This window comes from Bifidobacterium jacchi (genome assembly GCF_009078285.1).
GTDB lineage: Bacteria > Actinomycetota > Actinomycetes > Actinomycetales > Bifidobacteriaceae > Bifidobacterium > Bifidobacterium jacchi.
Window position 1 is genome coordinate 60,769 of sequence record NZ_RQSP01000008.1, and the last position, 25,982, is coordinate 86,750.

Genomic DNA, 25,982 nt, shown 5'->3' on the forward strand with positions numbered 1-25,982 from the left:
CGATGTCCGGCGGTGTCAGGAGGCGGTGTCGGAAGGCGGCGCAGGCAACGCCAGCGTCAGGCGACGAATCCGAAGCGTCAGGCGACGAATCCGATCGGCGAGGCGAGCTCCACGCCGGATGCGTCGCGCCGCATGTCGGGCTTCGGCAGCTCGACGGGCGAGCCGGAGTCGGTCGAAGCATGCAGAGGATAGGCTCCCACACATGCGAGGATCAGCGTGTTCTGCCCCTTGAGGAAGCGCTGCGCGCGCACGCCGGCGGTGCCACGGCCCTTCGTCGGATACATCTCCAGCGGGGTCACCTTCGCCGAACCGTTGTCCGTGCCGGCCAACGCGTCCGCATCGCCGGCGACCGTCAGCACCACGGCGCCGGACGAGGCCGACAGGCCGTTGCCGCCCTCCTCGTACGTCCATGCGATCTTGCCGGCGGGTATGGCGGCGAACGCCATCACACGGCACCCCTCGGCAAGCCGGATGCCGGCCATGCCGCCCGCGGTGCGCCCCTGCGGGCGGACCAGCGCCGCGTCGAAGGTGAGCAGCGATGCGTCCGACGAGATGAACACCAGACGGTCGCCGTCGCGCGCCGGAGCGGCGGCCAGCACCTCGTCGCCGTCCTTGAGATCGATCACCGACCATGAGTCCATCGTCGTGGGAGCCTCTCGATTCCAGCGCTTGACCACGCCTCGGCGGGTGCCGATAGCCAGCGGGAGCAGCGCCGCGGCGGATTGCGAACCCGCGTCGGAACCGCCGTCGGAACCGGCGTCAACCGGATCGCCGTGCATGGCGATGGCCGCCACCACATGCTCGCCGTGCACGGGCTGCGTGCTTTCGGTCATGGCGATCAGCTCGTCGGCGCGCACGCCACCGGTCACATGCAGCGTCGTCGAGGCGGGCAGCGACGGCAGATCGCTCACATGCGCGAGCACGAGACGGCCGGCCGACGTGATCAGCGCATAGGAGGCGCGTGTGGACGTCGCGAAGATCGAACGGATCTGATCGTCCGCGGTACGCGGATCGGCGGCGGACCGCGCATGCCAGACATCCATCGCTGACGGCGTCGTCCGGGCGATCAGACCGGATGCGCTCAGCATCACCGTGCATGGCGCGTCCTCGATCTGCAGCGCCTGCGCGGCAGCGTCCTCGCGCCCCTCGCGTCGCGCCGCGGCCGCAGCGGCGACATCGGATGCGGCATGCTGCGTCGTCGTCACCGCCTTGGCTGCGTCCAATGCCGCATCCCGCGCATCGTCGTCGCCGTGCGCTACCACCGGCGTGAGCGTGCCGGACTCGTCGGCGTCGAGCAGCACGGTGCGCCGAGGTGAGCCCCAGGCCTCGACGGCCTCGTCCATCTCCCGCACGACCACGGCGTCCAGCTCGTCGTTCGATGCGAGAATGCGGTCGAGCTCCTCGATGCGATGCCTCAGATCGTCGCGCTCGGCCTCAAGCTCGATGCGGCTCATGCGGGTGAGTCGGCGCAGACGAAGATCGAGGATGTACTGCGACTGTATGTCGTCCAGATCGAAGACGGCCATCAGGCGGCTCTTCGCCGCGTCGGCGTCGTCCGAGGTGCGAATCACCTGAATCACTTCGTCGATGTCGAGCAGCGCGAGCAGCAGGCCCTCGACCAGATGCAGCCGCTCCAGCGCCTTGCGACGGCGGAACGCGCTGCGACGACGCACCACGCCACGACGGTGGCCGATCCACACGTCCAGCATCTCGCGCAGCCCCATCGTGTGCGGCCGACCGTCCACCAAAGCGACGTTGTTGATGGTGAAGTTGTCCTCCAGCGGCGTATGGCGGAACAGCTGCAGAAGAACCGCGTTCGGGTCGAAGCCGGTCTTGACCTCGATGACGATGCGGGTGCCGTTGTGCCGGTCCGTCAGATCGATCGCGCCGGAGATGCCCTCCAGCTTATGGTTCTTCACGCCTTCGGAGATGCGTTCCAGCACCCGTTCGGGTCCGACCATGAACGGCAGCTCGGTCACCACGATCGCCTTCTTGCGCGCCGTCACGTTCTCGATGTGCGTCGTCGCGCGCGTGGTCACCGTGCCGCGGCCGTCGCGGTAGGCATCGCGAATGCCGTCACGACCGATGATGATGCCGCCGCCGGGCCAGTCGGGCCCCGGCACGTAGCGCATGAGCTCCTCCAGCGTGGCGTCGGGATGGGCCATGAGATGCTTGGCGGCGGCCACCGTCTCGCGCAGGTTGTGCGTGGCCATGTTCGTCGCCATGCCCACCGCGATGCCGGAGCCGCCGTTGACGAGCAGATTGGGGATCGCGCTCGGCAGCACGACGGGCTCCTTGAGCTTGTTGTCGTAGTTTGGCGTGAAATCGACCGTGTCCTCATCGAGCCCGGCGTTCATGCCGAGCGCCGCGGGGGCCAGCCGGGCCTCCGTGTATCGCGATGCCGCGGGCCCGTCGTCAAGGGAGCCGAAGTTGCCGTGGCCGTCCACCAGCGGCAGCCGCATCGCGAACGGCTGGGCGAGACGCACCATCGCCTCGTAGATCGCCGAATCGCCGTGGGGATGCAGCTTGCCCATCACCTCGCCGACCACGCGCGCCGACTTCATGTACGGGCGGTCGGGGGAGAGGTTCATCTGCCCCATCTGGTAGATGATGCGCCGCTGCACCGGCTTGAGCCCGTCGCGCGCATCCGGCAGCGCTCGCGCATAGATCACCGAATAGGCGTATTCGAGGAACGACTTGCTCATCTCCTCGTTCAACGGGGTCTCGACGATGTGCTCCTTGACCTGACGCAGGTCGTAGGAGGAGTGCGCCGGTTTGCGGCCATGTGCCATGAGTGCTCCCATCCGCCAGTGATCGTTGCGGCCGCGCGCATGCGACCGACCGCACCATAGTAGCGAAACCACGGGATGCCGTGGCGGCGGGGGCGTCCGTTCATCGGATTGCTCATCGGTTTGCTCATCGGTTTGCTCATCGGCTTGCTCATCGGATTGTTCATCGGATTGTTCATCGGTTCGCATCGCCACGTCGCTGCCGCGCATCGCCACGACTCTGCCGCGCGTCGCCGTTCGCGTTTTCGCCGTCCGGTGATTGAATGGGCGATATGGGAGTGGAAGTACCGTCTACCAATGAGCTGCTTGATTTCGTGCCTGTCGCGCAGTATTCGGACCATGCGGATGGCCGGCGCGGCGGCCCGCTGCACCTGTCGGCGCTGCTGCCGGCGGTTTCCGCGGCGATCGGCGTGCCCATCGCGACCCCCGTGCATCCCGACCCCGAACGATGCCGCGTCGCGCTCGGCATGCCGAAGGCGTCCAGCGCCATCGTCGTGCTGGTTGACGGCATGGGCTACTGGAATCTCGCGATGCGGCTCGGGCACGCGCCCTACCTGCGTTCGCTGATGAACGAAAGCGCCAATCAGCGCCCCATCAGCACCTGCACCCCCAGCACCACGGTCGCCGCGATGGGCACGTTCGGCACCGGCACCTGCCCGGGACTGACCTGCATGACCGGATACACGCAGCGCAATCCCGACACGGGCGCGCTCTGCCAGCTCATCGGATTCAAGGAGGCGCCCGACCCGCTCGACCTGCAGCGTCAGCCGACCGTATTCGAGCGTCTTGACGAACGCGGCGTTCGCGTGACCACCGTGGGGCTGCCGAAATTCGCCGATTCGCCGCTGACCAAGGCGGCGCTGCGCGGCCCCGCGTATGTGGGCGACATCTCGCCGAGTCAGCGGGCGCTGGCGGCATGCCGCGCGGCGAGGTCGGCCGGTCTGACCTACCTGTACATTCGCGACGCCGACAAGATCGGCCACAACTACGGATGGAACTCGCAACGGTGGATCGCCGCATTCGAGCGCATCGACGCGCAGCTGGCGCTTGTGCGCCGCAACGCGCCCAAGGGCACGCTGATCGTCGTCACCGCCGACCATGGCATGATCGAGGCCGACCCCGGCCAGCGCATCGACATCGCGAGCGAGCCGCTGCTGTCGGCCGGCGTCGCGATGGTCGGCGGAGAGCCGCGCGCCCCGATGCTCTACGCCGAGACGGACGCGAACGCCGACGACATCGCCAGCCGGTGGCGCGAACGACTCGGCGACGCGGCGCTGGTGCTCACGCGCGGCGAGGCGCTCGCGGACGGTCTGTTCGGTCCCATCGACGCGCGGGTGCCGACGATGCTCGGCGACGTGATCGTCGCGGCTCGCGCGCAGACCACCATCGTCGATTCACGCAGCCAGACCGACAAGGCGACGCGGCTGCCGAGCGTGCACGGTTCGCGCACGATGATGGAGATGGACATTCCCTGCCTGATCGACGTGGCCTGATCGCTGCGATCCGATCAGTGCGGATCGTCTGGTACCGGACTATTCGCCGAACAGGATCTCATCCCAACTGGGCACGGCGGAACGCCCGGGGCGACGCCGCTGCGCGCCTTTCGTCTCGGGCTGGCTCGTCGTGCTGCGGCCTCGCTCGTCGCTCGAGGCCGGCACAAGCGGAACGGAGACGGATGCGGAGGCGGAACCGGCGGAGTTCTGCGCTGTCGCAGGCCGCTGTGCGTCGGTATTCGCCCCGGTCGTATCGCGGGCCGCATCGGCGGCCGTGCGCGCATCTGCCGATACGGCCCGAGCCGCCGCCCTACGCCCACCGGCAGCCGGCGAGTCGAGCGGACGACGGGCCGCGGTCGGCGCCGACTGCAGTCCGTTGACTGTGGCGGCCTGCGACTGCGATGTCGCCGCCGCAGACGCGATCGCTCCGGCGGGACCCGCCTCATCGGAGGATGCCGCCGATGCGATGCCATGCGATTCGTCGAATGAGTGATGGTCCGCGGTCTGCTGCGGAGCCCACTGCGACACGGTGCGTTCGATACGCGCGGAGCGCAGCGAGTCGCCGGGCAGTCGAAGCGAGACCGACAGACCGTCGTCCGACGCCGCCGAGGAAGAGCCGCCGTTCGACGGCGCGGCGTCGTCGAGCTCGCCGAGCAGCCGCCGCGCCGTGGGATTGAGTGCGACGACGGCGTTGTCGTGCATGTTCCACGCCCATTCGGCCTTGACTGCGCGGCCGGCGGAGGCGAAGCGCGCGGTGATGCGCCACGGTTCCAGTCCTCGGCGTGTCGCCTTCCACGATACGGACTCCATACCGATGCGGGCGGTGGCGAGCGAACGCTCGATCAGCTCCGACATCGTGCGCACGCGGCTCTCCTTCGGCGCGGGAACGAGCAGGAACTGCTCGATGGCATAGCTCTTCTCCGTTTCGACGGCTGCGGAGAACCGCCGGACCAGCGCCTCGCTGACGGCATAGCGTTCGGCCACCTTGGACGGTTCCGCCCCGGCACGGATGAGGGTCTGGATCTGTGAGATCGGCAGCGTTTCGACGCGCTGTGGTCTGATGTCGGCGCCCGACTCGTCGCGCAGCTGCTTGGCTTCGAGGATGGCGCGCTCCAGCGTCTCGTCCACATCGACCGAGAAACGCCGCGAGCCGGCCGCGAACACGAGCTCCCCGGTCGGTTCGACGTGATCGAATCTCGCGTGTTCAAGCGGATGCTCAGGCATGTCACACACCACTTTCCATCAAAAAAACCTTGCACGTTCTATTGTGCCCCACGTGTCGTATTTTACGGGTATTTCAAATCGTGTATCCTATGCCGAGTACAAGTCGTGTATCCTATGGCGCATAGGACGCCGTGGAAGGAAAGGACGAAGATGGCTCAGGACTATGATTCCCCTCGCAATAAGGACGATGACGAGGAATCGCTGCAGGCGCTCGGCAAGGGCTCTCAGAACACGTCGAGCGACATCGACGACGACGAGAACGCCATCGCCGAGGACTATGAGCTGCCTGGCGCTGATCTGAGCAACGAGGACGCCTCGGTGACGGTCATCCCGATGCAGGGCGACGAATTCATCTGCTCGGAATGCTGCCTGGTCAAGCATCGCAGCCAGCTGGCGTACACCACCGAGGACGGGCAGCCGGTGTGCCAGGAGTGCGCCGCCTGATGGCGATCGACGAGACCTACAACGAGCCGGAGAACACCGAGGTGCTCGTCAGGTCCCTCGACGAGTCGCATCCGGTGCAGCTGCGCTATGCCCATGCCGGCGACGCCGGCGCCGATCTGATCACGACGGTCGAGGTGACGCTCAAGCCGTTCCAGCGCGCACTGGTCCCCACGGGGGTCGCCATCGCGCTGCCGGCGGGCTACGTCGCCCTCGTGCATCCGCGTTCCGGGCTGGCTGTCCGGCAGGGGGTCACCGTGCTCAACGCGCCGGGCACCGTCGATGCCGGGTACCGCGGTGAGATCAAGGTGCCGCTCATCAACCTCGATCCCGAGCGCACCGCCGTGTTCCATCCCGGCGATCGCATCGCCCAACTGGTCATCCAGCGTTACGTGCAGGCCACGTTCGTCGCCGCCGACCGTCTTCCCGGCTCCGATCGCGCGGAGCGCGGGTTCGGATCGACCGGCGTGTCGTCGGCGCAGGAGGCCGTTGGCGGCAACTGACGGGGCAGCGATGTCGCGCGCGCTGCGGGCGTCGTCCCGGTATCCGTTGAACCCGCTGCCGTGGCACAGGGTATGATTGGACGAAAGTCGAGGAGGTGAAGCATGGCCAACGCGCAGGGTGAGTATGCGTCGGCTCGCATGCTGGGATGCGAGATCAGCGACGATCCGCTCAATCCGCTCAAGCCGATCATGGAGGCATGTCGCGCCCATCATCCTCAGGAGGATCTGACCATACTGGATCGCGCCTATCGCAGGGCGGTCACCCAGCATGCCCCGCAGCGGCGCAAATCCGGCGAGCCGTACATCATCCACCCGCTCGCCGTGGCGCAGATCCTCGCCGATCTGGGCATGGGTCCGACCGTGGTGGCGGCAGGCCTGCTTCACGATACGGTGGAGGACACCGACTATACGCTTGACGAATGCCGGGCCGAGTTCGGCGACACCGTGACCGGTCTGGTCGACGGCGTCACCAAGCTGAGCAAGATGGAGTACGGCGACTCCGCGCAGGCGGAGACGATACGCAAGATGGTCGTGGCCATGAGCCGGGACGTGCGCGTGCTCGTCGTCAAGCTCGCCGATCGCGTGCACAATGCGCGTACGTGGCGCTATGTCAAGCCGGCCGGCGCGCAGAAGAAGGCGCATGAGACGCTTGACGTGTACGCCCCCCTCGCCAACCGCCTGGGCATGAACGCGATCAAGACCGAGCTGGAGGAGCTGAGTTTCAAGGTCCTCTATCCGAAGATCTACAACGAGATCGTCGTGCTCGTGGCTCGGCGCGCCGGACAGCGCAACGTGTACCTCAAGCAGATTCTGGAGGAGATCCACGAGGATCTCGATGCGCAGCACATCAAGGCGTATGTGACCGGACGGCCGAAGGACTACTTCTCCATCTACCAGAAGATGATCGTGCGCGGCCATGATTTCGCCAACATCTACGATCTGGTCGGCGTGCGCATCATCGTCGACACGATTCAGGACTGCTATGCGGCGCTCGGTGCCGTGCACGCGCGGTGGAGCCCGGTGCCGGGGCGTTTCAAGGACTATATCGCCATGCCCAAGCTCAACATGTACCAGTCGCTGCACACGACGGTCGTGGGGCCCGGCGGCAAGCCGGTCGAGATCCAGATCCGCACGTGGGACATGCATCGGCGGGCCGAGTTCGGCATCGCCGCGCATTGGAAGTACAAGGAGAACGGTCAGGCCGGTCGCGCCCTGAGCTCGCCGGACAAGGCCGATCGCAGGCGCGGGGAGAACGAGCAGGAGCTGTCCGAGGCCGACAACCTCAAATGGATCCAGCAGCTCGCCGACTGGACCAGCGAAACGCCGGACTCCAAGGAGTTCCTCGGCTCGCTCAAGGAGGATCTCGGCGCGTCCGAGGTCTACGTGTTCACGCCGAAGGGCAAGATCGTCTCGCTGCCGGCCGCCGCGACCCCGGTGGATTTCGCCTACGCGGTGCATACCGAGGTCGGCCATCGCACGATGGGCGCTCGCGTCAACGGCCGTCTGGTGCCGCTCGACACGACGCTCGACAACGGCGACACCGTCGAGATCCTCACCTCCAAGTCCGACACCGCTGGTCCGTCGCGCGACTGGCTGAGCTTCGTCAAAAGCCCCAAGGCCCGCAACAAGATCCGTCAGTGGTTCTCCAAGGAGCGCCGCACCGAGGCCATCGACGAGGGCCGCGACGAGCTGACGCGGGCCATGCGCAAGCGCAACCTTCCCATCGCCACGCTTCTGACGCCCCAGGCGCTGGTGGGCGTGGCCGATGAGCTCAACTTCGCCAACGCCGACGCGGTGTTCGCCGCGATCGGAGACGGCCAGATCTCCACGCAGAACGTGATCGCGCATCTCGTCAAGGACGCGGGCAGCGAGGAGGTCGACGAGGAGGTCGAGCAGGAGGCGCTGCCGCTGCGGCAGGTGGAGAGCGTCAAGAAGACCACCAGCTCGCTGGGCATCGCCGTCAAAGGCGTGGGCGACGTGTGGGTCAAGCTCGCGCGCTGCTGCATGCCGGTGCCGGGCGACCATATCGTCGGATTCATCACGCGCAATCAGGGCGTGTCGGTGCATCGCACCGACTGCCAGAACATGCATGATCTTGAAAAGCGGCAGCCGGAACGCGTGGTCGATGTGCAGTGGACCAGCACCAAGGGCTCGTTCATGGTCAAGATCCAGGTCGAGGCATTGGATCGCCAGCATCTGCTATCCGACGTGACGCGAGTGCTCGCCGATCACGGCGTGAACATCCTCTCCGGTTCGCAGGCCACCGGGCGCGATCGTGTGGCGATCAGCCAGTTCAGCTTTGAAATGGCCGATCCCCAGCATCTGAACCGTCTGCTGGCCGCCGTGCGCAAGATCGACGGCGTGTTCGACGTCTACCGCATCACCGGCGCCAAGGAATCGCAGGAACCGCGTCTGCGCAAGATGCAGCAGTCCTGACCGTTCTCGGCGAGACGGTTCCGAACGGCGACGATCGGCCGGTCGCGGCCCTGCCGCGCATTCGGCAGGTTGCCGTCGGCCGTCGACGATCGCGAGCGGTCAGCAGCCGCTGATAATGGACTATAAAAAACGTCAATGACCATGCCGCATGGCGAGCCTCGCCGCGCCGCTATAGTGGCGTATCGAGAGGGCGGATGCCCGAGCGAACCGCCGCAGTCAGGACTTCGGCGGTTCGCAGAGAGACGGAAAAGAGAGAGGACGTCATCATGCAGATCATCAATACGCGAATCATCAAATCCGTGGTGGCCGCCGCGGTCGCCGTCGCGGTGAGCGTCGGTCTGGCCGCATGCGGCGGATCGAGCGCGACCAGCAAGGAGGACGACAAGACCATCACCGTGGCCGCAAGCCCGACCCCGCACGCCGAAATCCTCAACAAGGCGGTCAAGCCGATTCTCGAAAAGGACGGCTACAAGCTTGAGGTCAAGGAGTTCACCGACTACGTGCAGCCGAACACCGCCACCGAGGATGGCGACGTCGACGCCAACTACTTCCAGCACAAGCCGTACCTTGACAACTTCAACAAGGAGAAGGGCACGCATCTGGTCTCGGTCGAGACGGTCCACTTCGAGCCGTTCGGCCTCTACCCGGGCAAGACCAAGTCGCTTGACGATCTCAAGGACGGCGCCACGGTGGCCGTCCCGAACGACGCCACCAACGAGGCCCGCGCGCTGCTGCTGCTTCAGGACGCCGGCCTGATCGAGCTCAAGAACCCCGAGGACATCAACTCCACACCCAAGGACATCGTCTCCAACCCGAAGAACCTCCAGTTCAAGGAGCTTGAGGCCGCCGTCGTGCCGACCGTGCTCAGCGACGTCGACATCGCAGCCCTCAACGGCAACTACGCCATCCAGGCGAAGTTCGACCCGACCAAGGACGCGCTGGCGACCGAAAAGGCCGACGGCATCGCCGCGAAGACCTACGCCAACATCCTGGTCGTCAAGGAGGGCAACGAGAACACCGACAAGACGAAGGAGCTCAAGAAGGCGCTCAACTCCAGCGAGGTGCGCGACTACATCAACGACACCTACAAGGGCGCCGTGGTGCCGGTCTTCTGATCGGCATACACGCTGATCGGCACGCTGTTCGGCGCATCTGGGCAATCCGCATCTGGGTGATTCGTTCTGGGCAATCCACCTAGGGCAATCCGCTCAGAACGATCGTTCAGGGCGCATGCCGCGCGTCGGACCTCACGTGTCCGGCACGCGGCATTGCCATGTGCCAGGGTGCCGGCGCGTAACGAAACACGTACGGACGGACAGGCAGGAAGGGCATGCAGACGTGATCCGATTCGACCATCTCAAGAAAAGCTACGGCACCGGCGCCCAGGCGCACGAGGTGCTGCACGACATCAATCTGACCATCAACGACGGCGAGGTGTTCGGCATCCTCGGATCGTCCGGTGCCGGCAAATCGACGCTGGTGCGCACCATCAACCTGTTGGAGCGGCCGACATCCGGGCGGGTGCTCATCGATGGGGTCGACGTGACGGACGTCACCGGCGGCGAGCTGACCAAGCTGCGTTCCACGATCGGCATGATCTTTCAGGACTTCAGCCTTTTCCAGCAGCGCACTGTGCTGCGCAACGTGACGTTCCCGCTCGAACTCGCCCACCGGCCCAAGGCGCAGCGCGTCGAACGGGCCAGAAGACTGCTGCGGCTCGTCGGCCTCGAAGGATTCGAGAACCGCTATCCGAGCCAGCTTTCCGGCGGACAGCAGCAGCGCGTCGCCATCGCGAGGGCGCTCGCCAACGAGCCGAAGATCATGCTGTGCGACGAGGCGACCAGCGCACTCGATTCGACCACCACCGTGCAGATACTCGACCTGCTGCGGCGCATCAACCGCGATCTGGGGGTGACGCTGGTCGTCATCACGCATTCGCTGTCGGTGGCGCGCAACATCTGCGACCGGGTGGCGATGATCGACGGCGGCAACATCGTCGAGATGGGCGATACCGCCGAGCTGTTCGCCAATCCGCACAGCGACGTGCTCAAATCATTGATCGCCAGCGCCAATGAGCAGAACGGGCGCGACGAGAGCGACGCCGCCGGGCAGAGCGCGCAGGTCGGCGGCGCGCAGATCGGTACCGCGCAATCCGTACAATCCGGGCAATCCGCGCAATCCGCGCAGGATGCGCAGGAGGAGGGCCGCTGAGCATGGAACAGATCAACGCATTCATCGCCGACTACGGCGAGCTGCTGCTCGAAGGCACGCGCGACACGCTGATCATGACCGGCGTGTCCACGCTGATCGCCTACGTGCTCGGCATTCCGCTGGGCGTATTGCTGACCATCACCGCCCCGAAGTCGATCTGGCCGCACCGTGCGCTCAACGCGGTCCTCGGCTGGATCGTCAACATCGGCCGTTCGATTCCGTTCATCATTCTGCTGGTGGCGATCATCCCGTTCACCAGACTCATCGTCGGCACATCGCTGGGCGTCGAAGGCGCGATGGTGCCGCTGGTCATCTCCGCGGCGCCGTTCGTGGCCCGCATGGTCGAGCAGTCGCTCGCCGAGGTGGACGGCGGCCTGATCGAGGCGGCGCAGAGCTTCGGCGCGAACGGATGGCAGATCGTCACCAAGGTGCTGCTGGTCGAAAGCCTGCCGTCGCTGGTGCGCGGCGCGGCGATCACGTTCATCAACCTGTTCGGCTATTCGGCGATGGCGGGCACGGTGGGCGCAGGCGGTCTGGGCGACATCGCCATCAGATACGGCTATCAGCGCTACCAGTACGATGTGATGCTCGTCGCCGTGGTGCTCAGCATTATTCTGGTGCAGATCGTGCAGTCCCTCGGCGACTGGATCGCCCGGCGCATCGACCACCATGCGCGATAGTCTCATGCCGGCTGCTAGACTGAACCGCTATGACCACAGTTATCATGCACACCTCCGAAGGTGACATCACCATCAACCTGTTCGACGACGCCGCGCCCAAGACCGTGGCGAACTTCATCGGACTCGCCACCGGCGACAAGGAATGGAAGGATCCGTTCTCCGGACAGCCCTCCCATGAGCCGTTCTACGATGGACTGACCTTCCATCGCATCATCAAGGACTTCATGATCCAGGGCGGCTGTCCGCTCGGCAACGGCACCGGCGGCCCCGGATACGAGTTCGACGACGAGATCGACCCGTCGCTCACGTTCGACCGTCCGTACCTGCTCGCCATGGCGAACGCCGGCCTGCGTCGAGGCCATGACGGGCGCATCCACGGCACCAACGGATCGCAGTTCTTCATCACCACCGTGCCCACGCCGTGGCTCGACGGTCACCACACCATCTTCGGCGAGGTGGCCGACGACGCGTCCAAGCGGGTCGTGGATCGGCTTGAGGCGGTGCCCACCGATGCGTCCGACGCTCCGCTGGAGCCGGCGGGCATCATGTCGATCGAGGTCGTCAAGTAGCGGCCGGATCGTCGGATACCGGATTGTCGGATACCGGATTGTCGGATATCGGATCGCCGGCATCGACTTCCGGCAATCCGATGGGTCCGTCCAATCGCCATTCGCATTCATATTCGGGGATGTCGCCTGCGGGCGATGTCCCCGAATGCGTTGCGGCTGCCTACAGCACCCCGAATCGCGTCAGCGCGTTCATGATCCCGTCGTGGTCGACGTCGTCGGTGATGTAGTCGGCGGCTTGGCGCGCCGGCTCGGTCGCATTGCCCATCGCCACGCCGAGTCCGGCGAATTCCAGCATCGTGGCGTCGTTGCCGCCGTCGCCGAATGCGACGGTCTGCTCGCGACTCCAGCCGTAGTGTCGCATGAACCGTTTCATGCCCTCCGGCTTGCCGCCGTCGGCCGGAATGAGATCGACGAAGTCGGGGTGCCAGCGCACGCCCTTCACGTTGCGGCACAGCCCCTCGATCTCGGCCTCCTGCTCCAGCGTCACATACGGGCTGATCTGGAACGTCTCATGCGTGGCCGGGCGGGTGTGCGGGTCGTCGATGTGCGTGGTCGGCGCGGTCTTGCCCAGCTGCGCCCATGTGCGGCGCATCGCCTCGGTGATCTGGTTGAAGTACACGTAATCCTTCTCGCAGTAGTTCGCGACCACGTCGGGATGCGCGTCGAGCCATGCGGTGATGGTCGTCACGTCCGATTCCAGCAGCGGCTCCTTCTCCAAAAAGCCGTGGTCGTCGAAGCAGTACTGGCCGTTGAGCGCCACGATCCCGTCGAAATGCACCGGCATCATGTCGAGCACGACGGTCATGTGCGAGGGGGCGCGACCCGAGCAGATGAACGTGCGCACACCGCGCGCCTGCAGCCGGTGCAGCGCCTCGATCGTGGAGTCGGGAATCTCGTGCGTGACGAAGCTGGTCAGCGTGCCGTCGATGTCGAAGAACGCCGCTTTGACGTCGGCTGGGTCGAAGTCGTGCGGAGTGGTCGGTAGCGTGCTGACGGCTGTCATGCGATTCTCCTTGGATTTCGTGTTGTGTTGCAGGATGCCGGGGCGGGTCGTCTCCGGCTCCACGTCGGTGCCGGACCGGTGCGGTGCGCCGGCCGAGTCGCTGGCCATGTCGTTGGTGATCGGCGGCACGGCGGTGATCGGCGGCGTGCCGCGCTGTCCGCCGACGTTCGGCGAGGCCGTCGATGCATGGTTCCGTAATCCAGTGATCCCGCAATCCAGTGTACGTCCGATGCGCGAAGTCGGGATGCGACGTGGGTGCGGCATGCGGTACGATTCGTGCGATATGGGTGATCCGGGCGATCACGACGAGAGGGAAGGGGTCCGATGATGAGCGGCGATGTCACGATCAGCGAGACCGCGGCGGACGAGTCGAGCAGTGCCGGCCAGACGAGCGGTGCGAACGGTGGGGCGGATGCGGCGGCGGTGCATGTCGGCGCGGGCGACGAGCTGATCGGCATCCGCCATTATCTGCACGCGCATCCCGAACGCAGCTTCGAGGAATACGAGACCAGCGCGTACCTGGCCGCCCAGCTGCGCGATCACGGCATCACGGTGCTCGACACGCCGATGAAGACCGGCGTGGTGGGGCTGATCGAGGGGGAGCGGCCCGGTCCGTGCATCGCGTTGCGCGCCGACATCGACGGTCTGCCGATCCGCGAGGACACCGGTCTGCCGTTCGCCTCGCTCAACGAGGGGGTGATGCACGGCTGCGGGCACGATCTGCACATGTCCGGTCTGCTGGGCGCCGCGTTCTGGCTCGCCGCGCACCGCGACCGCATCGCCGGAAGCGTGAGGATCGTCTTCCAGCCGGCCGAGGAGCTGGGACTGGGCGCGCGAGCCATGGTGGACGCCGGCGTGGTCGATGGCGTCGAGGCGATCATCGGCACGCACAACAATCCGAATTATGCTCCCGGCGAGATCGCCGTCGGCGTCGAGCCGATGATGGCCGGTTGCGTGAAGTTCAAGGTCACGCTGCACGCGCATGGCACGCACGCCGGATATCCGCACAAGGGCACCGGTCCGATCGAGGCGCTCGCCACGATGATTCTCGCATTGCAGACCATCGTGAGTCGCAACGTCTCCCCGTTCCATGCGCTGGCGTTGTCGATCACCGAGGTGCATGGCGGGCATGTGTGGAACGTCGTGCCCGCCGAGGCCGGTTTCCAGGGCACGGTTCGGTTCTTCGACATGGATGACGAGACGCTGGTGCGGCGTCGCTTCGCCGACGAGGTGCAGCATATCGCCGCCGCGTTCGCGATCACGGCGGATGTCGAGTGGGATTGCATCCAGATTCCGCTGGTCGGCGACGCATCCCTGTCGCGCGCCGTGGCGGCCGATGTGCCCGGATACGCGCGGCTCATGCCGATCCGTCCGAGCATGGCGGGCGAGGATTTCGTGGAGTTCGGCCTCAGGTCGCGGCTGGTGTTCGCGTTCGTCGGCTCGAACGGTCGGCCGGGATGCGCCGACTGGCATAGTCCCCGTTTCGTCGGGCTTGACGCCGCGGTCGCGCCGGCCGTTGATTTCTATGTCAACGCCGCACTGCGCGTGCTGCGCGAATTAGCCTGACGAACGGATGCGCTGCGCGGCCGCACGACCACGCTGAACGGCGGGCTGCGCTGCACTGTTACGCCGGACGGCTGCATGGCTGCTTGTGCTGTGCCGGCGCCGGTGGCGGCGGGGCTGACCTGATCGGGCCTGTCCTGCGGGTAGCATGGGATTGACGGAATGATCGGATTGTTGTTCGGACGATGGTTTCGGATTGCGATTGCCGGAGGAAAGGAGCCATCATGGCGGGTCAGGTGCAGTACGTGTGCGTCAAATGCGGTTGCCGCAACTATGAAAGCGACCAGTTTCAGGCGACGGGCGGCAACGTCGCCAAGCTGTTCAACGTGCAGAACAAGAAGTTCATCACGATCAGCTGCGTGCAGTGCGGCTATACCGAGCTGTACCGTGCCCAGACGGGCACGGGCATGAACGTGCTCGACTTCCTCGTCGGCTGATCGGGGGCTGCTATGTCGACTTTGTCGATCACGCATGCGCTGACATCGATCGATCGCGATGGCAAGGGGCCCGTCTATGTGCTGCTGCATGGATGGGGCTCGAACGAGCATGATCTGCCGAGTCTGCTCGCCTATTGCGCGACTGGCGCGGACTACGCCTCGCTGCGCGCGCCGATCGCCTACGGCATGGGATACACGTGGTTCGGCCACTGGGAGCATGAGGGCGTGCCCACCGGCGCGTCGCTTGATGATCAGGCGCGGCAGGCCGGCGAGGCGATCGACGCGTGGGTGAGCGAGAACATCGATGCCGATCGCAAGGTCGTCGTCATGGGCTTCTCGCAGGGCGGTCTGCTCGCCGGCGAGATGCTGCGTCTCAATCCGTCGCGCTATGCGGCCGCGGTCAGCTTCTCCGGATTCCTCGCGCATGGCGCGCTTCCGCAGGATGATGCGCTGGCCCGGCGTCGCCCGCCGATGTTCTACGGGCACGGTTCCGCCGACGACATCTTCCCGGTCGAGGAGGTCGAGGCCATGTCCGCATTCTACGCCGCGCACACCGCGCTGACCGAGCGGATCTATCCGGGCATGGCGCACAGCATCTGCATGGCCGAGATGCGCGACGTCTCCGCGTTCCTTGTCGAGGCAGACCTCGCCCGTCCCTACATGGGCTAGCGTCCTGTGTCAGTAGTTCGTTGATTATGTTGTTGGCTCCCCTTGTCAGGACAGCACCGTAAAGCAAACAGCGGAGCTGTTTGTAGGTGCTGTGCGAGCCGACCGGCGAGCCAGCAAACCGCGCGCACAGCGCGTCCGTGATTGCGGCGAGCTGGCCCGCGAAGCGGGACTGAGGGGTAGTGAATTCGTCAGCGATTTTCTGACGCAGGACACTAGCGGTCCGTCTCGCAATTGTCTGAGCGATATCGGCCCTCCCTGACGAGGGGGACCCGACTTCCGTTGTTTCCCAGTCAGCCTTGCTGACGGCAACGGTCCTGCAATCATGGTCGCGCTGTGCGCGCGGTTTGCTGGCTCGACGCTCGTCGAGCGACGTTGCCCACAGACAGCTCTGCTGTCAGCTTGACGGCAACGGTCCCGAAGAGGATGCAGCATCACTCAGGCAATTACAAGACAAACCACTCATGGTACTCGACACAACTCAGGGGACTTGAAGTATTTCGCACAATTGATTCCCCTGATTCTCACGAACCACGAACCCGTGGGACGGAACGTGAAAACAGACTCATATTGCGTTGCGTCCCACAACTCAGTGGGACGGAACGAAAATCGGGCCCATTCGGGTGTTGCGTCCCACGACTCCTTCCATGTCACAGCGAACGCTCAGGCAGTAATCAGGTAAAAACGTTGGAAAATGGCGGTTTATGCGCGCATCGCCCATGGCGGAATTGGCATGGTGCAAGGAGCGAGTGGGACGGAACGTCAATAACGGCTCATTCTTCATTCCGTCCCACGGATCAGTGGGACGCAACATAATTCCAGCTCGTTTTGACGTTGCATCCCACAGATCAATGGGACGGAACGAAAATCGATGGCCTGTTCATGTTCCGCTTCGGTCGCCGGCATCGGACTCGGCGGGATGGGGCCGAACCGAGGGCTGCCTTATAGGCCGGTGCGGGTAGAATGACCCGCAGTTGTAGGCGACGAAGGGAATATTGGCCATGAATCGCAACGAGACGAGCGCCGGAATCATCCAGAGCGCCCAAAGGGAGGGCATCCGGGGGGAGGATTCCTTGGAGACGGGTTCCCAAGGGGAGGGCTCCCCGCTGGTGTCGGTCATCATACCGGTGTACGGTGTGGAACGATTTCTGGATGCCTGCGTGCAAGGCGTGGTCGCACAGACGTATCGCAACCTTGAGATTCTGCTCGTCGACGACGGCTCGCCTGACCGTTGCCCGGCCATGTGCGACGCGTGGGCGGCGAAGGACGGTCGCATTCGTGTGATCCACAAGACCAACGGCGGTCTGTCCGATGCCCGCAATGCCGGACTCGCCGCCTCGCATGGCGATTGGATCTATTTCGTGGATTCCGACGACATGGTCGCTCCGAGTCTCATCGAACGCACGCTCGACGCCGCGCACCACTACGACGCCGATCTGGTGATGTTCCAGTTCGACACGATCAGCGAGACCGGTCGCACGCTCAAATCCTCCTATCGGCACAACGATTTCGACGAGGTGACGATCCTCAGTCCGGTTGAGGCGATCAAGGCGCAGGTCAAAGCCGAGATCGACAGCTACTTCTGGTCGTTCATCGCCGCCGCGCCCATCTACCGCGAGCACGGATTCTCGTTTCCGGTAGGGCGCAAGATCGAGGACATGGCCCGCATCTGCAACGTGATCGGCGAATCGCATCGGGTGGTGCGCATTCCCGAGGTGCTGTACCACTACCGGATGCGACAGGGGTCGATCATGTCCAGCTGGAACATGCGCACGCTGCATGACTGGATGGCGTCGGCCGATGACCGTGAGGCCTATATTCTGGCGCGCTATCCCGAGCTCAGGCAGTTCATGAAGGTGCAGCAGCTCAACTTTCTCGCCAATCTCGACTATGAGACGATACGCCAGTCGATCGTCGCCAAGTTCAAGGTCGATCCGCGTCAGGAGGATGCCCTGCGCGACCGCATCGCCGTGCTCAGCCGGGATCTGGATGATGAGAAGGCCGATGTGCCCGAATCGACGCGATCGCTCATCGAACTGCTCAAACGCTCCGTCAACGGTGCGTTGGAGGATTTCGACCAGATGCGCGAGGACTGGGCGCGTATGGGACGCGGCTGGCTGCAGTCGATGCGCGAGTCGGGAGACGCCGAGCTCGAATCCGCGGATGCGGCCGAGCGTGGCCGGGACCGGAGATCACAGGACCGGCGATCACGGGACCGACGAGCATGAGGGTGTTCGACTTCGACGGCACGATCTATGACGGGGAGAGCCTGTTCGATCTCTATCTGTACAGCGTGCGCTATGATCCTTCGGTGCTGCGTTACCTTTCGCCGGTGCTGCGCTGCGCCATCCGCTACAAGCTCGGCCGCGCCACCCTAGAGCAGATGGAGGCGCGGGTCGGCGACGTGACGAAACGGTATCTGGAACGTCTGTCCGTCTCCGCCGGCGCCGCGCGACTGATGCGCAGACATACGGCGGCGATGGGTGCCTTGGCACATACGCCGGTGGGCATGCGGCCGGTCCGGGATGACGCGAGGACGGCCGGACTCGACGCCGTGGTGTCGGACTTCTGGGATCATCGCATGAACCGCATCAAACCGTGGTACCACCCGCGCGAGGACGACGTGATCCTCACCGCATCCTTCGACCTGACCGTCGGCGAGGCATGCCGGCGACTTGGCGTGAGTCGACTGATCTCGTCGGTCATCGACCCGAGCACGCTTGAGGTCACGTATCTCAACTTCAACGTCAACAAGGTGCGCCGCTTTCGCGAGATCATGGGCGACGACGCGGTGATCGACGAATTCTACACCGACAGCGCGTTCGATCAGCCGATGATCGATCTGGCCCGCCGCGCCTACATGGTCAGGGGATCGTGCATCACCCGCGTCAAATAGCGTTAAGTAGCGTCAAATAGCGACCAATAGCCACGGATGGCGAACAATGGCGTCGGATGACGCCGTACAGGCGGCATCGAAATCAGGCGGATCAGCGCCGCCCCCGACGAGCGCCGATCATCCGCTGATGCGATGCGGCGAACAGCGTGGTCGGCTCGACGGCGGACGCGACGCCGGCGCCGGCCGGATGCAGGAAATCATGGATGTCGGCGATCTCCCGATCGCAGATCGCATGACCCATGTCCTTGTATTCGCGGTAGACGAGCCGTCCTGACTGGGCGAGCACATGCCGTGCGGTCAGCTGATCGGCCGGCGGAATCGTCACGTCGGTGCCGCCATAGGCAAGCATGAACCGCGTCCGACAGTCCAGCACGGTTCCGCGTTCCCCCTTGAACGACGGGGACAGCAGCACCGCCGCATCGAACAGATCGGGATGATCGACGACCATCCGGTAGGCGAGATAGCCGCCCTGCGAAAAGCCGATCAGCACCTTCGACCGCCGCGAGAACACCGGCGCGTCGATCATCGCGACGACCGCCGCGCCCGCTGCGCGGCACGCGCGACGCCGCTCCTCGACGCCGCATCCGTCCGGATACCAGTAGCGCCCGCCGAGATACGGCCGCAGATGCGGCGCGGCGAACGACAGATAGCTCGGCTCGGCTCCGTCGCGGTAGACGGCATCGATCACACGGATCATCTCGGTCTCGTCATTGCCGTATCCGTGGAACATGAGCAGCAGCGGTTCCGATTCCGCCGAAAAATCGATGTGCGCGGTCGCGTTCAGTCTCATGCCGCCAATTGTAGGCGTGCATGGGTTCGCATACCGCCCCGCGTCCGCCTTTGCGAACCGCCCCGCGTCCGTCTTCACGGGTAGCGTGGTGCGGTATGACAATGCCTTTGGATCTCTACATCATCCGCCACGGCGAGTCGGAGGCGAACGTGATCATCAACGCCGGCGAGCAGGGCGACAATTCGCTCTACACGCAGGACAACGTCACCGTTCCCGACCGGTCGTGGCGTCTCACCTCGACCGGTCGCAGGCAGGCCGACTGCATCGGGCGCTGGCTGGTGTCGCAGCAGCAGCTGTTCGACCGATATCTGGTCTCCCCGTTCGTCCGCACGCGCGAGACCGCCGCCACGATGGCGCTGCCCAAGGCGAAATGGGAGGAGACGCGCGTGCTTCGCGAACGCTCCTGGGGCGAGATCAACACGATCACCAAGGACGATTTCCGGGGCAACTATCCGCGCAACTGGATGTTCAAGAACACCGATCCGCTCTACTGGCGTCCGCCGGCAGGCGAGTCGATCGCCGACGTGGCGGAGAACCGCGTGCATAATCTGCTCACGTCGCTCAACCGCAAGTCCGATGCCGAATCGGTTGTCATGGTCAGCCATGGCGATCTGATGCTCGCGTTGATGCTCACGTTGGAGGATCTGTCGGACGAGGAGTTCATGCGCCGGGCCGCATCCCCTGATTGGACGATCACCAACTGCACATGCCTGCACTATTCGCGGCGCGACCCCTCCACCGGCCGCACGCATCGCCGGTTCCGCTGGGAGCAGACCGCGCGGCCCGTGCTCGGCGAGGACAGCGGCAAATGGGAGGTGCGCGTCGAGGAATGGCGTGAATTCAAGCGACCCACGCTGTCCAACGGCGATCTGGTGGACGTGGTGCAGGCGGTCGATCCGCATCTGTGATGCCTCGACTGCGGTCCGGCGGCTGCGGGAAGCCCCGGCGGCTGCGGGAAGCCGGCAGAGGCTGGCATGCCGTGGCGGTTGGCATGGTGAATTCCTGGTGACGGCATGGTTGCTCGCTGATTGCGTGCCGGTGACGCGCCGGTGACTAGGTGCGGCGGTTGGTGGTGACGCGCACCGGCTACAATGGCTGACGATGCGACGGCGTGCACGATGACGACGCCGTATGACTAGAGAGGTAAGGAGTCGGTCATGACGAACCTGTTCACATGGAAGATCCACGGCGACGGCAGGACGCTCGCCCCCGGCGAGGTGGTCGAACCCGACGAGCGGCTGACATGGCCGCGCACGGTCGGCATCGGCGCGCAGCATGTCGTTGCCATGTTCGGTGCGACGTTCCTCGTGCCGATCCTCACCGGATTCGATCCGTCGACCACGCTGTTCTTCACCGCGCTGTCCACCGCGCTGTTCCTGCTGATCAACAGGAACGTGCTGCCCAGCTACCTCGGCTCGTCGTTCGGCTTCATCGCGCCGATCCTCGCCGTCAAGACCGCCGGCAAGGGGCTTGCGGTCGCCAGCTTCGGCATCCTCGTCACCGGCCTGCTGCTCGCCCTGATCGGCATATTGGTGCACTACGCCGGCTCCAAGTGGATCGACATCATCATGCCGCCAGTCGTCAACGGCGCCATCGTGGCGATCATCGGCTTCAACCTCGCGCCGTCCGTATGGTCGAACTGGCAGAAGGGCATGGACACCGCACTGGTGACCCTGCTCGCCGTGCTGCTCATCGCCGTGCTGTTCCGGGGGCTCACCGGTCGCCTCAACATCCTGCTCGGCGTGATCGTCGGCTATGCGTACGCCTGCGCTCGCGGCCAGGTCGACTTCTCCGCGATCGGCAAGGCCGCATGGGTGGGTCTGCCGCAGTTCCACACGCCGCAGGTCGACTTCTCGATTCTGCCGATGTTCCTTCCGGTCGTGCTGGTGCTCGTCGCCGAAAACGTCGGTCACGTCAAGTCGGTGGCGCAGATGACCGGCCGCGACTACGACAACCAGATGGGCACCGCGCTGTTCGCCGACGGTCTGGGCACCGCGATCGCCGGATTCGGCGGCGGCTCCGGCACCACCACGTACGGTGAGAACATCGGCGTGATGGCGGCCACCAAGGTGTATTCGACCGCCGCCTACTGGTGCGCGGCCGCTTTCGCGCTGCTGCTGAGCCTGTGCCCGAAGTTCGGCGCGATCATCAACACGATTCCCGCCGGCGTGCTCGGCGGTGTCACCACGCTGCTCTACGGCATGATCGGCATGATGGGCATCCGCATCTGGGTGGAGAACAAGGTCAACTTCGACAAGCCGCTCAACATCATGGTCGCCGCGATCGTGATGATCGTAGCCATCGGCCAGTTTGAGTTCGCGTTCAACGGCATCCAGTTCAACGGCATCGCCATCGGCACGATAGCGGTGCTCGTCGTCTATCACGGACTCAAGGCCGTCGGCCGCGCCACCGGCACGATCGACAAAACCGACCCCGACATCCAGTAGCGGCGCGTCTGAACGGTTCGATACGCTGACCATGACAATCACACCATCGGACGGATGCGTCGGAAGGCAGGGAACATCATGGCGAATGCAACGAATGGCAGGAACATCGCGATCGTCACCGGAAGCGCTCTGGGATTGGGATACGAGCTGACCCGTGGGCTCATCGAGCGCGGCTGGCTTGTCGCCGGCATCGACTTCAACGCCGAGCGGCAGAGCGAGCTTTCCGCCGAACTCTCGTCGGAACAGTATCGCGCCTTCGTCGGCGACGTGTCCGACGAGGCGTTCGTCAAGGATTCGGTCGCCAAGATCGCGGCGCTTGGCCACATCGATCTGCTGATCAACAACGCGGGGCAGCCCTCCTTCAAGGTTCCCGCCGCCTATGAGGGCGCCGACATCGATCGCTGCCTCAAAGGACTCAAGGGCATGATGCTGTGGTCGGTCGCCGTGCTGCGCGCCGACCACGAGTCCGATCTGAAGATCGCGAACGTGATGAGCACCGCCGCCACGCGCGGCAATGCGAACGAATCCGTGTACTGCGCCGCCAAATGGGGCGAGAAGGGCTACACGCAGAGCCTCAAGGCCGCCTACAAGGGCACGAGCGTGAAGATCGTCGGCGTGTACCCCGGCGGCATCGACACCGCGTTCTACCGCGACAGCCACGACTACGTGTCCGAAGCCAAGCAGCACACGTTCATGAACGCGGGCGAACTCGCCGACGTGGTGCTGTTCAATCTGCTCAGCGAGGCGAATCTGACCGTTTCCGACATTCTGATCGAACGCAACTACGTGTGAACGGCCGTGCGGCGGATTGCGCGGTAGGGCGCGTTGCCGCGCAGCGGATTGCCGTGTCATCGCGGCCTAGTTGCAGTGTGGCCTAGTGTCCTGCGTCAGAAGTTCATTGATTATGTTGTTGGCTCCCCTTGTCAGCGGAGCTGGCCCGAGACGCGGGACTGAGGGGTAGTGAATTCGTCAACGAATTTTGACGCAGGACACTAGTTGCAGTGTGGCCTGATTGCAGCGCATATGGGAATGGCCCGCCTATACGGATTGGTATAGACGGGCCATCCCCATGCTGTTGTCTGGCCGCTGTCCGGAAATCAGCGGCATTGACTTCCGGACAGCGTGGCTTACCGGCGGCTGCGGCGACGCAGTGCCGTCAGCGCGGCGGCTGCGGCAGTCAGCAGCAGCGTCGTCGCCATCGCGGCGGCGACCGGCGCTCCGGTATCCGGGATACGTCCGTCCGTCTTGCCGTTCGGCTTGGGTTTGCTTTGATCGGGCTTGTTCTGATCAGGTTTGTTCTGATCAGGCTTGGAGCCGTTGTCGTTGTCGTTGCCGGCTCCGTTGTTGCCACCGTTGTTGCCGGCATCGGGGCCGGGGCTTGGCGTCGGATCGGGCTCCGGTTCCGGGTCGGGATCCGGAGTCGGGTCGGGATCCGGGTCCGGCTTTGGCGTTGGATCGGGTTCAGGATCTGGATCTGGCTTGGGATCAGGATCTGGCTTGGGATCTGGCTTGGGATCGGCTCCATCCAATCCGTTGATCGCGGTACCCAGATTGGCCTCGGCCAGCGCCACATCGTAGGCCGTTGCGCTCATGTTGCCGGATGCCTTGAGGGCTGCATCGAGCGCTGTGCTCAGCTTCTTGTAGCTGGCCTCGGTGTAGTCCTTCGCCTTGTAGCCCTTGGCCGTGTCGATCAGTTCGTCGAGCTTGGTCTTGTCGGGCGACTGCGCCTGATAGGTCCTCGGCGTCGTGACCCGCAGCTCGGCCGCGGCGGCGAACTTGTTTGCCTCGGATGCAAGCCGGCCCGTCGTCTCAAGCGCGGTGAGACGCACCTTGACCACATTGCTGACGGCATCGAAGGAGACTCGCTGCCACGTGGTCGCGGTGTCGAACGTGCCGTTGGCGACGACATCCTTGCTGGTGCCGTCGGCGAGGGTGAGCGTCACCTTGTACTTCACGATCTTGCCGTTGACGTTCGCGGCACCCGCGCGAGGCAGATAGCGCAGCCCGTCGATGGTGGTCGGCTTATTGAGGTTGAACTGATACCATGCGGTGCCGTTGGCCACCGCCGTCCCGTCGTAGGCGGTGTGCCACTGCGTGCCGGCGTTGCCGTCCTGCGCGAGATTCGCCGGTCCCTCGGCCGCTCCGCCGGCGGTCGGCTCCACGCTGCCCGCCTCGACCGTGTATGCGTCGGATGCCACATCCCACGCATCGCCGGAGGCTTTGTCGGAGACTTCGGCCATGTAGGCGTCGAGCGCTTCGGCGAGGTTGTATGCCTTGGTGAAGTCGTCTCCCGTCGCGCCGTCCTTGTCGATCAGCACACGGATGCGAACCACCGTATCCTGATAGGTCTGCCACTTGCCCGGCGCATACTGGTCCTGCATCGTGTCGTACTTCGCCCGCACATCGTCGAGCCTGGCCTGAGCCTCGGCTTTGGTGCGCGCGGTCGGAGCGACATGCTCGACCTTCAGATCGTCAAGGACGAAGTCCTTGTAGCCGCCAAGATTGGCAGCGTTCCCGCTGGTGCCCTGCAGGTCGGGGGCGGTGGTGGTCGAGTAGATGCCGAACCAGCTGTCGCCGGTCACCGAGCCGGTGACGGTCGCGGTGAACGTGCCGTCGGCGTTCTTGCCCATCGCCTTCTTGATGTTGGTGGTGGACGTGATGGTGCCTTCGCCGTCACCGGTCACGAACGCGTAGATGTCGTCGGAACCGGCCTGGTACTTGAACGTGACCTTGTAGGTCTCGCCCGGCTCCAGCCGCACGTTCTGCGGGATCGTCTGGTAGACGAGGGCGCCGCGCTGCGTCAGACCATGGGTCTTGACCGACCAGGTGCCGTCGAGCACGTCGTCCATCTTCTTGACGTCCCAGTCGGCCTGCGTGAACGGGGCGTGCAGCTCCGACAGGTGCGTGCGGTTGTCCTCGACGCCCTCGATCGGCCCGATCACGAACGGCCAGATGCCCTGCGCGTTGTTCTCGAAGTCGTTCGTCAGCGTCTTGAGCGTGCCGTCCGCGTTCAGCGTCAGACCCGCGTACTTGTTCTCCAGCACGCGCACGTCGTCGAAGTACGCCGCGCCCGTCGCCTCCGTGCCCGCGTCATGCGACAGCACGACCGTCACGTCGCCGCTGTCAGGTGCGGTGAACCACACGACCATGTTCTGGAAGTAGCTTCCCGACACGCCCTGCTCGATCGTGGTGGTGGTGCTGTGCGCGTACGCCTTGACGTAGTTCTTCGCGATCGACCTGCCGGTCGAGTTCGTCGCCAGCGTCCTGCCGCCACTGGTCACGCTCACCCTGGCAGCCGAACCGGAGCGGTTGTCCACGCCCACATACAATGCGTAGCGCTTGCCGGCCCTCAGATCGGTCAGCTTCTGCGACACCTTCACGCCGCCGGTCAGCTTGAGCACCGCGTTGCTGGTGCCCACGATCGCCGCCTTGCCGTCCTTGCCGGCCGCGACCTTCCAGTTCTCGCCGAGCGTCCTGGCGTCGTTGAAACCGACATCGGTCGCGTGCATGCCCGTGCTCCACGTGACCTTCAGCTGCCGCTCAGCGCCCTTGGTCACCACGTACGGGGTCTGCGCCTCAGCCTCAAGCGACACCTTGCCGTCCTTGACGGCAACGGTCTGCTCGTTGGTCTTGCCCTGATCGGTCAGCTCGTACACTTTCACCGACGCGAGATTCCGCCAATCGGCGGGCAGCGTCCACTCGGTCGTGCCGCCCAGCGTGTTCCAGTGGTACAGCTTCTCGTTCGCCGAATCGACCAGCTTGCCGGTGCTCGCATCCCACAGCCACGGCAGCAGGTACGACTCGGTGCCGTCCTTGCCGTTGTCGCCGCGCGAC

At 64.9% G+C, this 25,982-nt stretch carries 21 protein-coding genes; 16 read left to right on the plus strand and 5 right to left on the minus strand.

The genetic code is table 11. The features are described 5' to 3' along the window. Positions 1-77 precede the first annotated feature (77 nt). Complete coding sequence (locus EHS19_RS03770) at positions 78-2,792, minus strand: DNA gyrase/topoisomerase IV subunit A (RefSeq protein ID WP_151916453.1); 2,715 nt, start codon at positions 2,790-2,792, stop codon at positions 78-80. A 269-nt stretch (positions 2,793-3,061) separates the two neighbouring features. Between EHS19_RS03770 and EHS19_RS03775 the strand changes: the two genes are divergently transcribed. Next, positions 3,062-4,282: an alkaline phosphatase family protein gene (locus tag EHS19_RS03775; RefSeq protein ID WP_151916454.1), complete on the plus strand. Its 1,221-nt coding sequence runs from the start codon at positions 3,062-3,064 to the stop codon at positions 4,280-4,282. A gap of 39 nt (positions 4,283-4,321) precedes the next feature. Here EHS19_RS03775 and sepH read toward each other — a convergent pair whose 3' ends face one another. Next, the gene (gene sepH / locus EHS19_RS03780; protein ID WP_151916455.1) at positions 4,322-5,506 is read right to left on the minus strand and encodes a septation protein SepH; all 1,185 of its coding nucleotides are present in this window, start codon (positions 5,504-5,506) and stop codon (positions 4,322-4,324) included. Positions 5,507-5,656: 150 nt separating this feature from the next. Here sepH and EHS19_RS03785 point away from each other — a divergent pair, with 150 nt between their 5' ends. The 7 genes from EHS19_RS03785 (at position 5,657) to EHS19_RS03815 (ending at position 12,346) form a co-directional block, all read left to right on the plus strand. Then, positions 5,657-5,950, plus strand: coding sequence for a DUF4193 domain-containing protein (locus EHS19_RS03785; protein ID WP_151916456.1), 294 nt, complete (start codon positions 5,657-5,659; stop codon positions 5,948-5,950). Continuing rightward, positions 5,950-6,450 carry a dUTP diphosphatase gene (dut, locus tag EHS19_RS03790; protein WP_151916457.1) on the plus strand — a complete coding sequence of 167 codons (501 nt, stop codon included), beginning with the start codon at positions 5,950-5,952 and terminating at the stop codon, positions 6,448-6,450. The genes EHS19_RS03785 and dut overlap by 1 nt, the downstream gene beginning before the upstream one ends. A gap of 102 nt (positions 6,451-6,552) precedes the next feature. Continuing rightward, the gene (locus EHS19_RS03795) at positions 6,553-8,886 is read left to right on the plus strand and encodes a RelA/SpoT family protein (RefSeq protein ID WP_151916458.1); all 2,334 of its coding nucleotides are present in this window, start codon (positions 6,553-6,555) and stop codon (positions 8,884-8,886) included. A 266-nt stretch (positions 8,887-9,152) separates the two neighbouring features. Next, positions 9,153-10,001 (plus strand): MetQ/NlpA family ABC transporter substrate-binding protein, encoded by an 849-nt coding sequence (locus EHS19_RS03800; protein ID WP_175578283.1) that lies wholly within the window; start codon positions 9,153-9,155, stop codon positions 9,999-10,001. Between the two features lie 223 nt (positions 10,002-10,224). Continuing rightward, complete coding sequence (locus tag EHS19_RS03805) at positions 10,225-11,097, plus strand: methionine ABC transporter ATP-binding protein (protein WP_175578284.1); 873 nt, start codon at positions 10,225-10,227, stop codon at positions 11,095-11,097. A gap of 2 nt (positions 11,098-11,099) precedes the next feature. Continuing rightward, positions 11,100-11,777 (plus strand): methionine ABC transporter permease, encoded by a 678-nt coding sequence (locus EHS19_RS03810; protein WP_151916460.1) that lies wholly within the window; start codon positions 11,100-11,102, stop codon positions 11,775-11,777. Between the two features lie 29 nt (positions 11,778-11,806). After that, on the plus strand, positions 11,807-12,346 hold the full coding sequence (locus EHS19_RS03815; RefSeq protein WP_151916461.1) for a peptidylprolyl isomerase: 540 nt from the start codon (positions 11,807-11,809) through the stop codon (positions 12,344-12,346). A gap of 160 nt (positions 12,347-12,506) precedes the next feature. Here the strand turns inward: EHS19_RS03815 and EHS19_RS03820 are convergent, their stop codons facing one another. Next, on the minus strand, positions 12,507-13,349 hold the full coding sequence (locus tag EHS19_RS03820) for a Cof-type HAD-IIB family hydrolase (protein ID WP_151916478.1): 843 nt from the start codon (positions 13,347-13,349) through the stop codon (positions 12,507-12,509). 324 nt (positions 13,350-13,673) lie between these two features. Between EHS19_RS03820 and EHS19_RS03825 the strand changes: the two genes are divergently transcribed. From EHS19_RS03825 to EHS19_RS03845, 5 genes are all read left to right on the plus strand, one after another. Further along, positions 13,674-14,915, plus strand: coding sequence for a M20 metallopeptidase family protein (locus tag EHS19_RS03825; protein WP_241677059.1), 1,242 nt, complete (start codon positions 13,674-13,676; stop codon positions 14,913-14,915). Between the two features lie 221 nt (positions 14,916-15,136). After that, positions 15,137-15,349 (plus strand): zinc ribbon domain-containing protein, encoded by a 213-nt coding sequence (locus EHS19_RS03830; protein WP_151916462.1) that lies wholly within the window; start codon positions 15,137-15,139, stop codon positions 15,347-15,349. Between the two features lie 21 nt (positions 15,350-15,370). Continuing rightward, positions 15,371-16,018, plus strand: coding sequence for an alpha/beta hydrolase (locus EHS19_RS03835; RefSeq protein WP_151916480.1), 648 nt, complete (start codon positions 15,371-15,373; stop codon positions 16,016-16,018). A 1,103-nt stretch (positions 16,019-17,121) separates the two neighbouring features. Next, positions 17,122-18,243, plus strand: a complete 1,122-nt coding sequence (locus EHS19_RS03840) for a glycosyltransferase family 2 protein (protein WP_241677062.1) — start codon at positions 17,122-17,124, stop codon at positions 18,241-18,243. Continuing rightward, a complete protein-coding gene (locus tag EHS19_RS03845) occupies positions 18,240-18,911 on the plus strand; it encodes a haloacid dehalogenase-like hydrolase (RefSeq protein ID WP_151916464.1) in 672 nt (223 codons plus the stop codon). Before EHS19_RS03840 ends, EHS19_RS03845 begins: the two co-directional genes overlap by 4 nt. Before the next feature lie 91 nt (positions 18,912-19,002). On the opposite strand, the gene EHS19_RS03850 is transcribed toward EHS19_RS03845, so the two are convergent. Then, complete coding sequence (locus tag EHS19_RS03850; protein ID WP_151916465.1) at positions 19,003-19,701, minus strand: alpha/beta hydrolase; 699 nt, start codon at positions 19,699-19,701, stop codon at positions 19,003-19,005. A gap of 95 nt (positions 19,702-19,796) precedes the next feature. Between EHS19_RS03850 and EHS19_RS03855 the strand changes: the two genes are divergently transcribed. The 3 genes from EHS19_RS03855 to EHS19_RS03865 all read left to right on the plus strand — a co-directional run bounded on the left by EHS19_RS03855 (position 19,797) and on the right by EHS19_RS03865 (position 22,940). Next, the gene (locus tag EHS19_RS03855; RefSeq protein WP_151916466.1) at positions 19,797-20,609 is read left to right on the plus strand and encodes a histidine phosphatase family protein; all 813 of its coding nucleotides are present in this window, start codon (positions 19,797-19,799) and stop codon (positions 20,607-20,609) included. Between the two features lie 249 nt (positions 20,610-20,858). Then, entirely contained in the window at positions 20,859-22,148 is a 1,290-nt protein-coding gene (locus EHS19_RS03860; RefSeq protein ID WP_151916467.1) for a uracil-xanthine permease family protein, read from the plus strand. Between the two features lie 78 nt (positions 22,149-22,226). After that, entirely contained in the window at positions 22,227-22,940 is a 714-nt protein-coding gene (locus tag EHS19_RS03865) for an SDR family NAD(P)-dependent oxidoreductase (RefSeq protein ID WP_151916468.1), read from the plus strand. A 335-nt stretch (positions 22,941-23,275) separates the two neighbouring features. On the opposite strand, the gene EHS19_RS03870 is transcribed toward EHS19_RS03865, so the two are convergent. Continuing rightward, positions 23,276-25,982, minus strand: a 2,707-nt coding sequence (locus EHS19_RS03870; protein ID WP_175578286.1) for a glycoside hydrolase family 101 beta sandwich domain-containing protein, incomplete at its 5' end; no start/stop codon positions are given.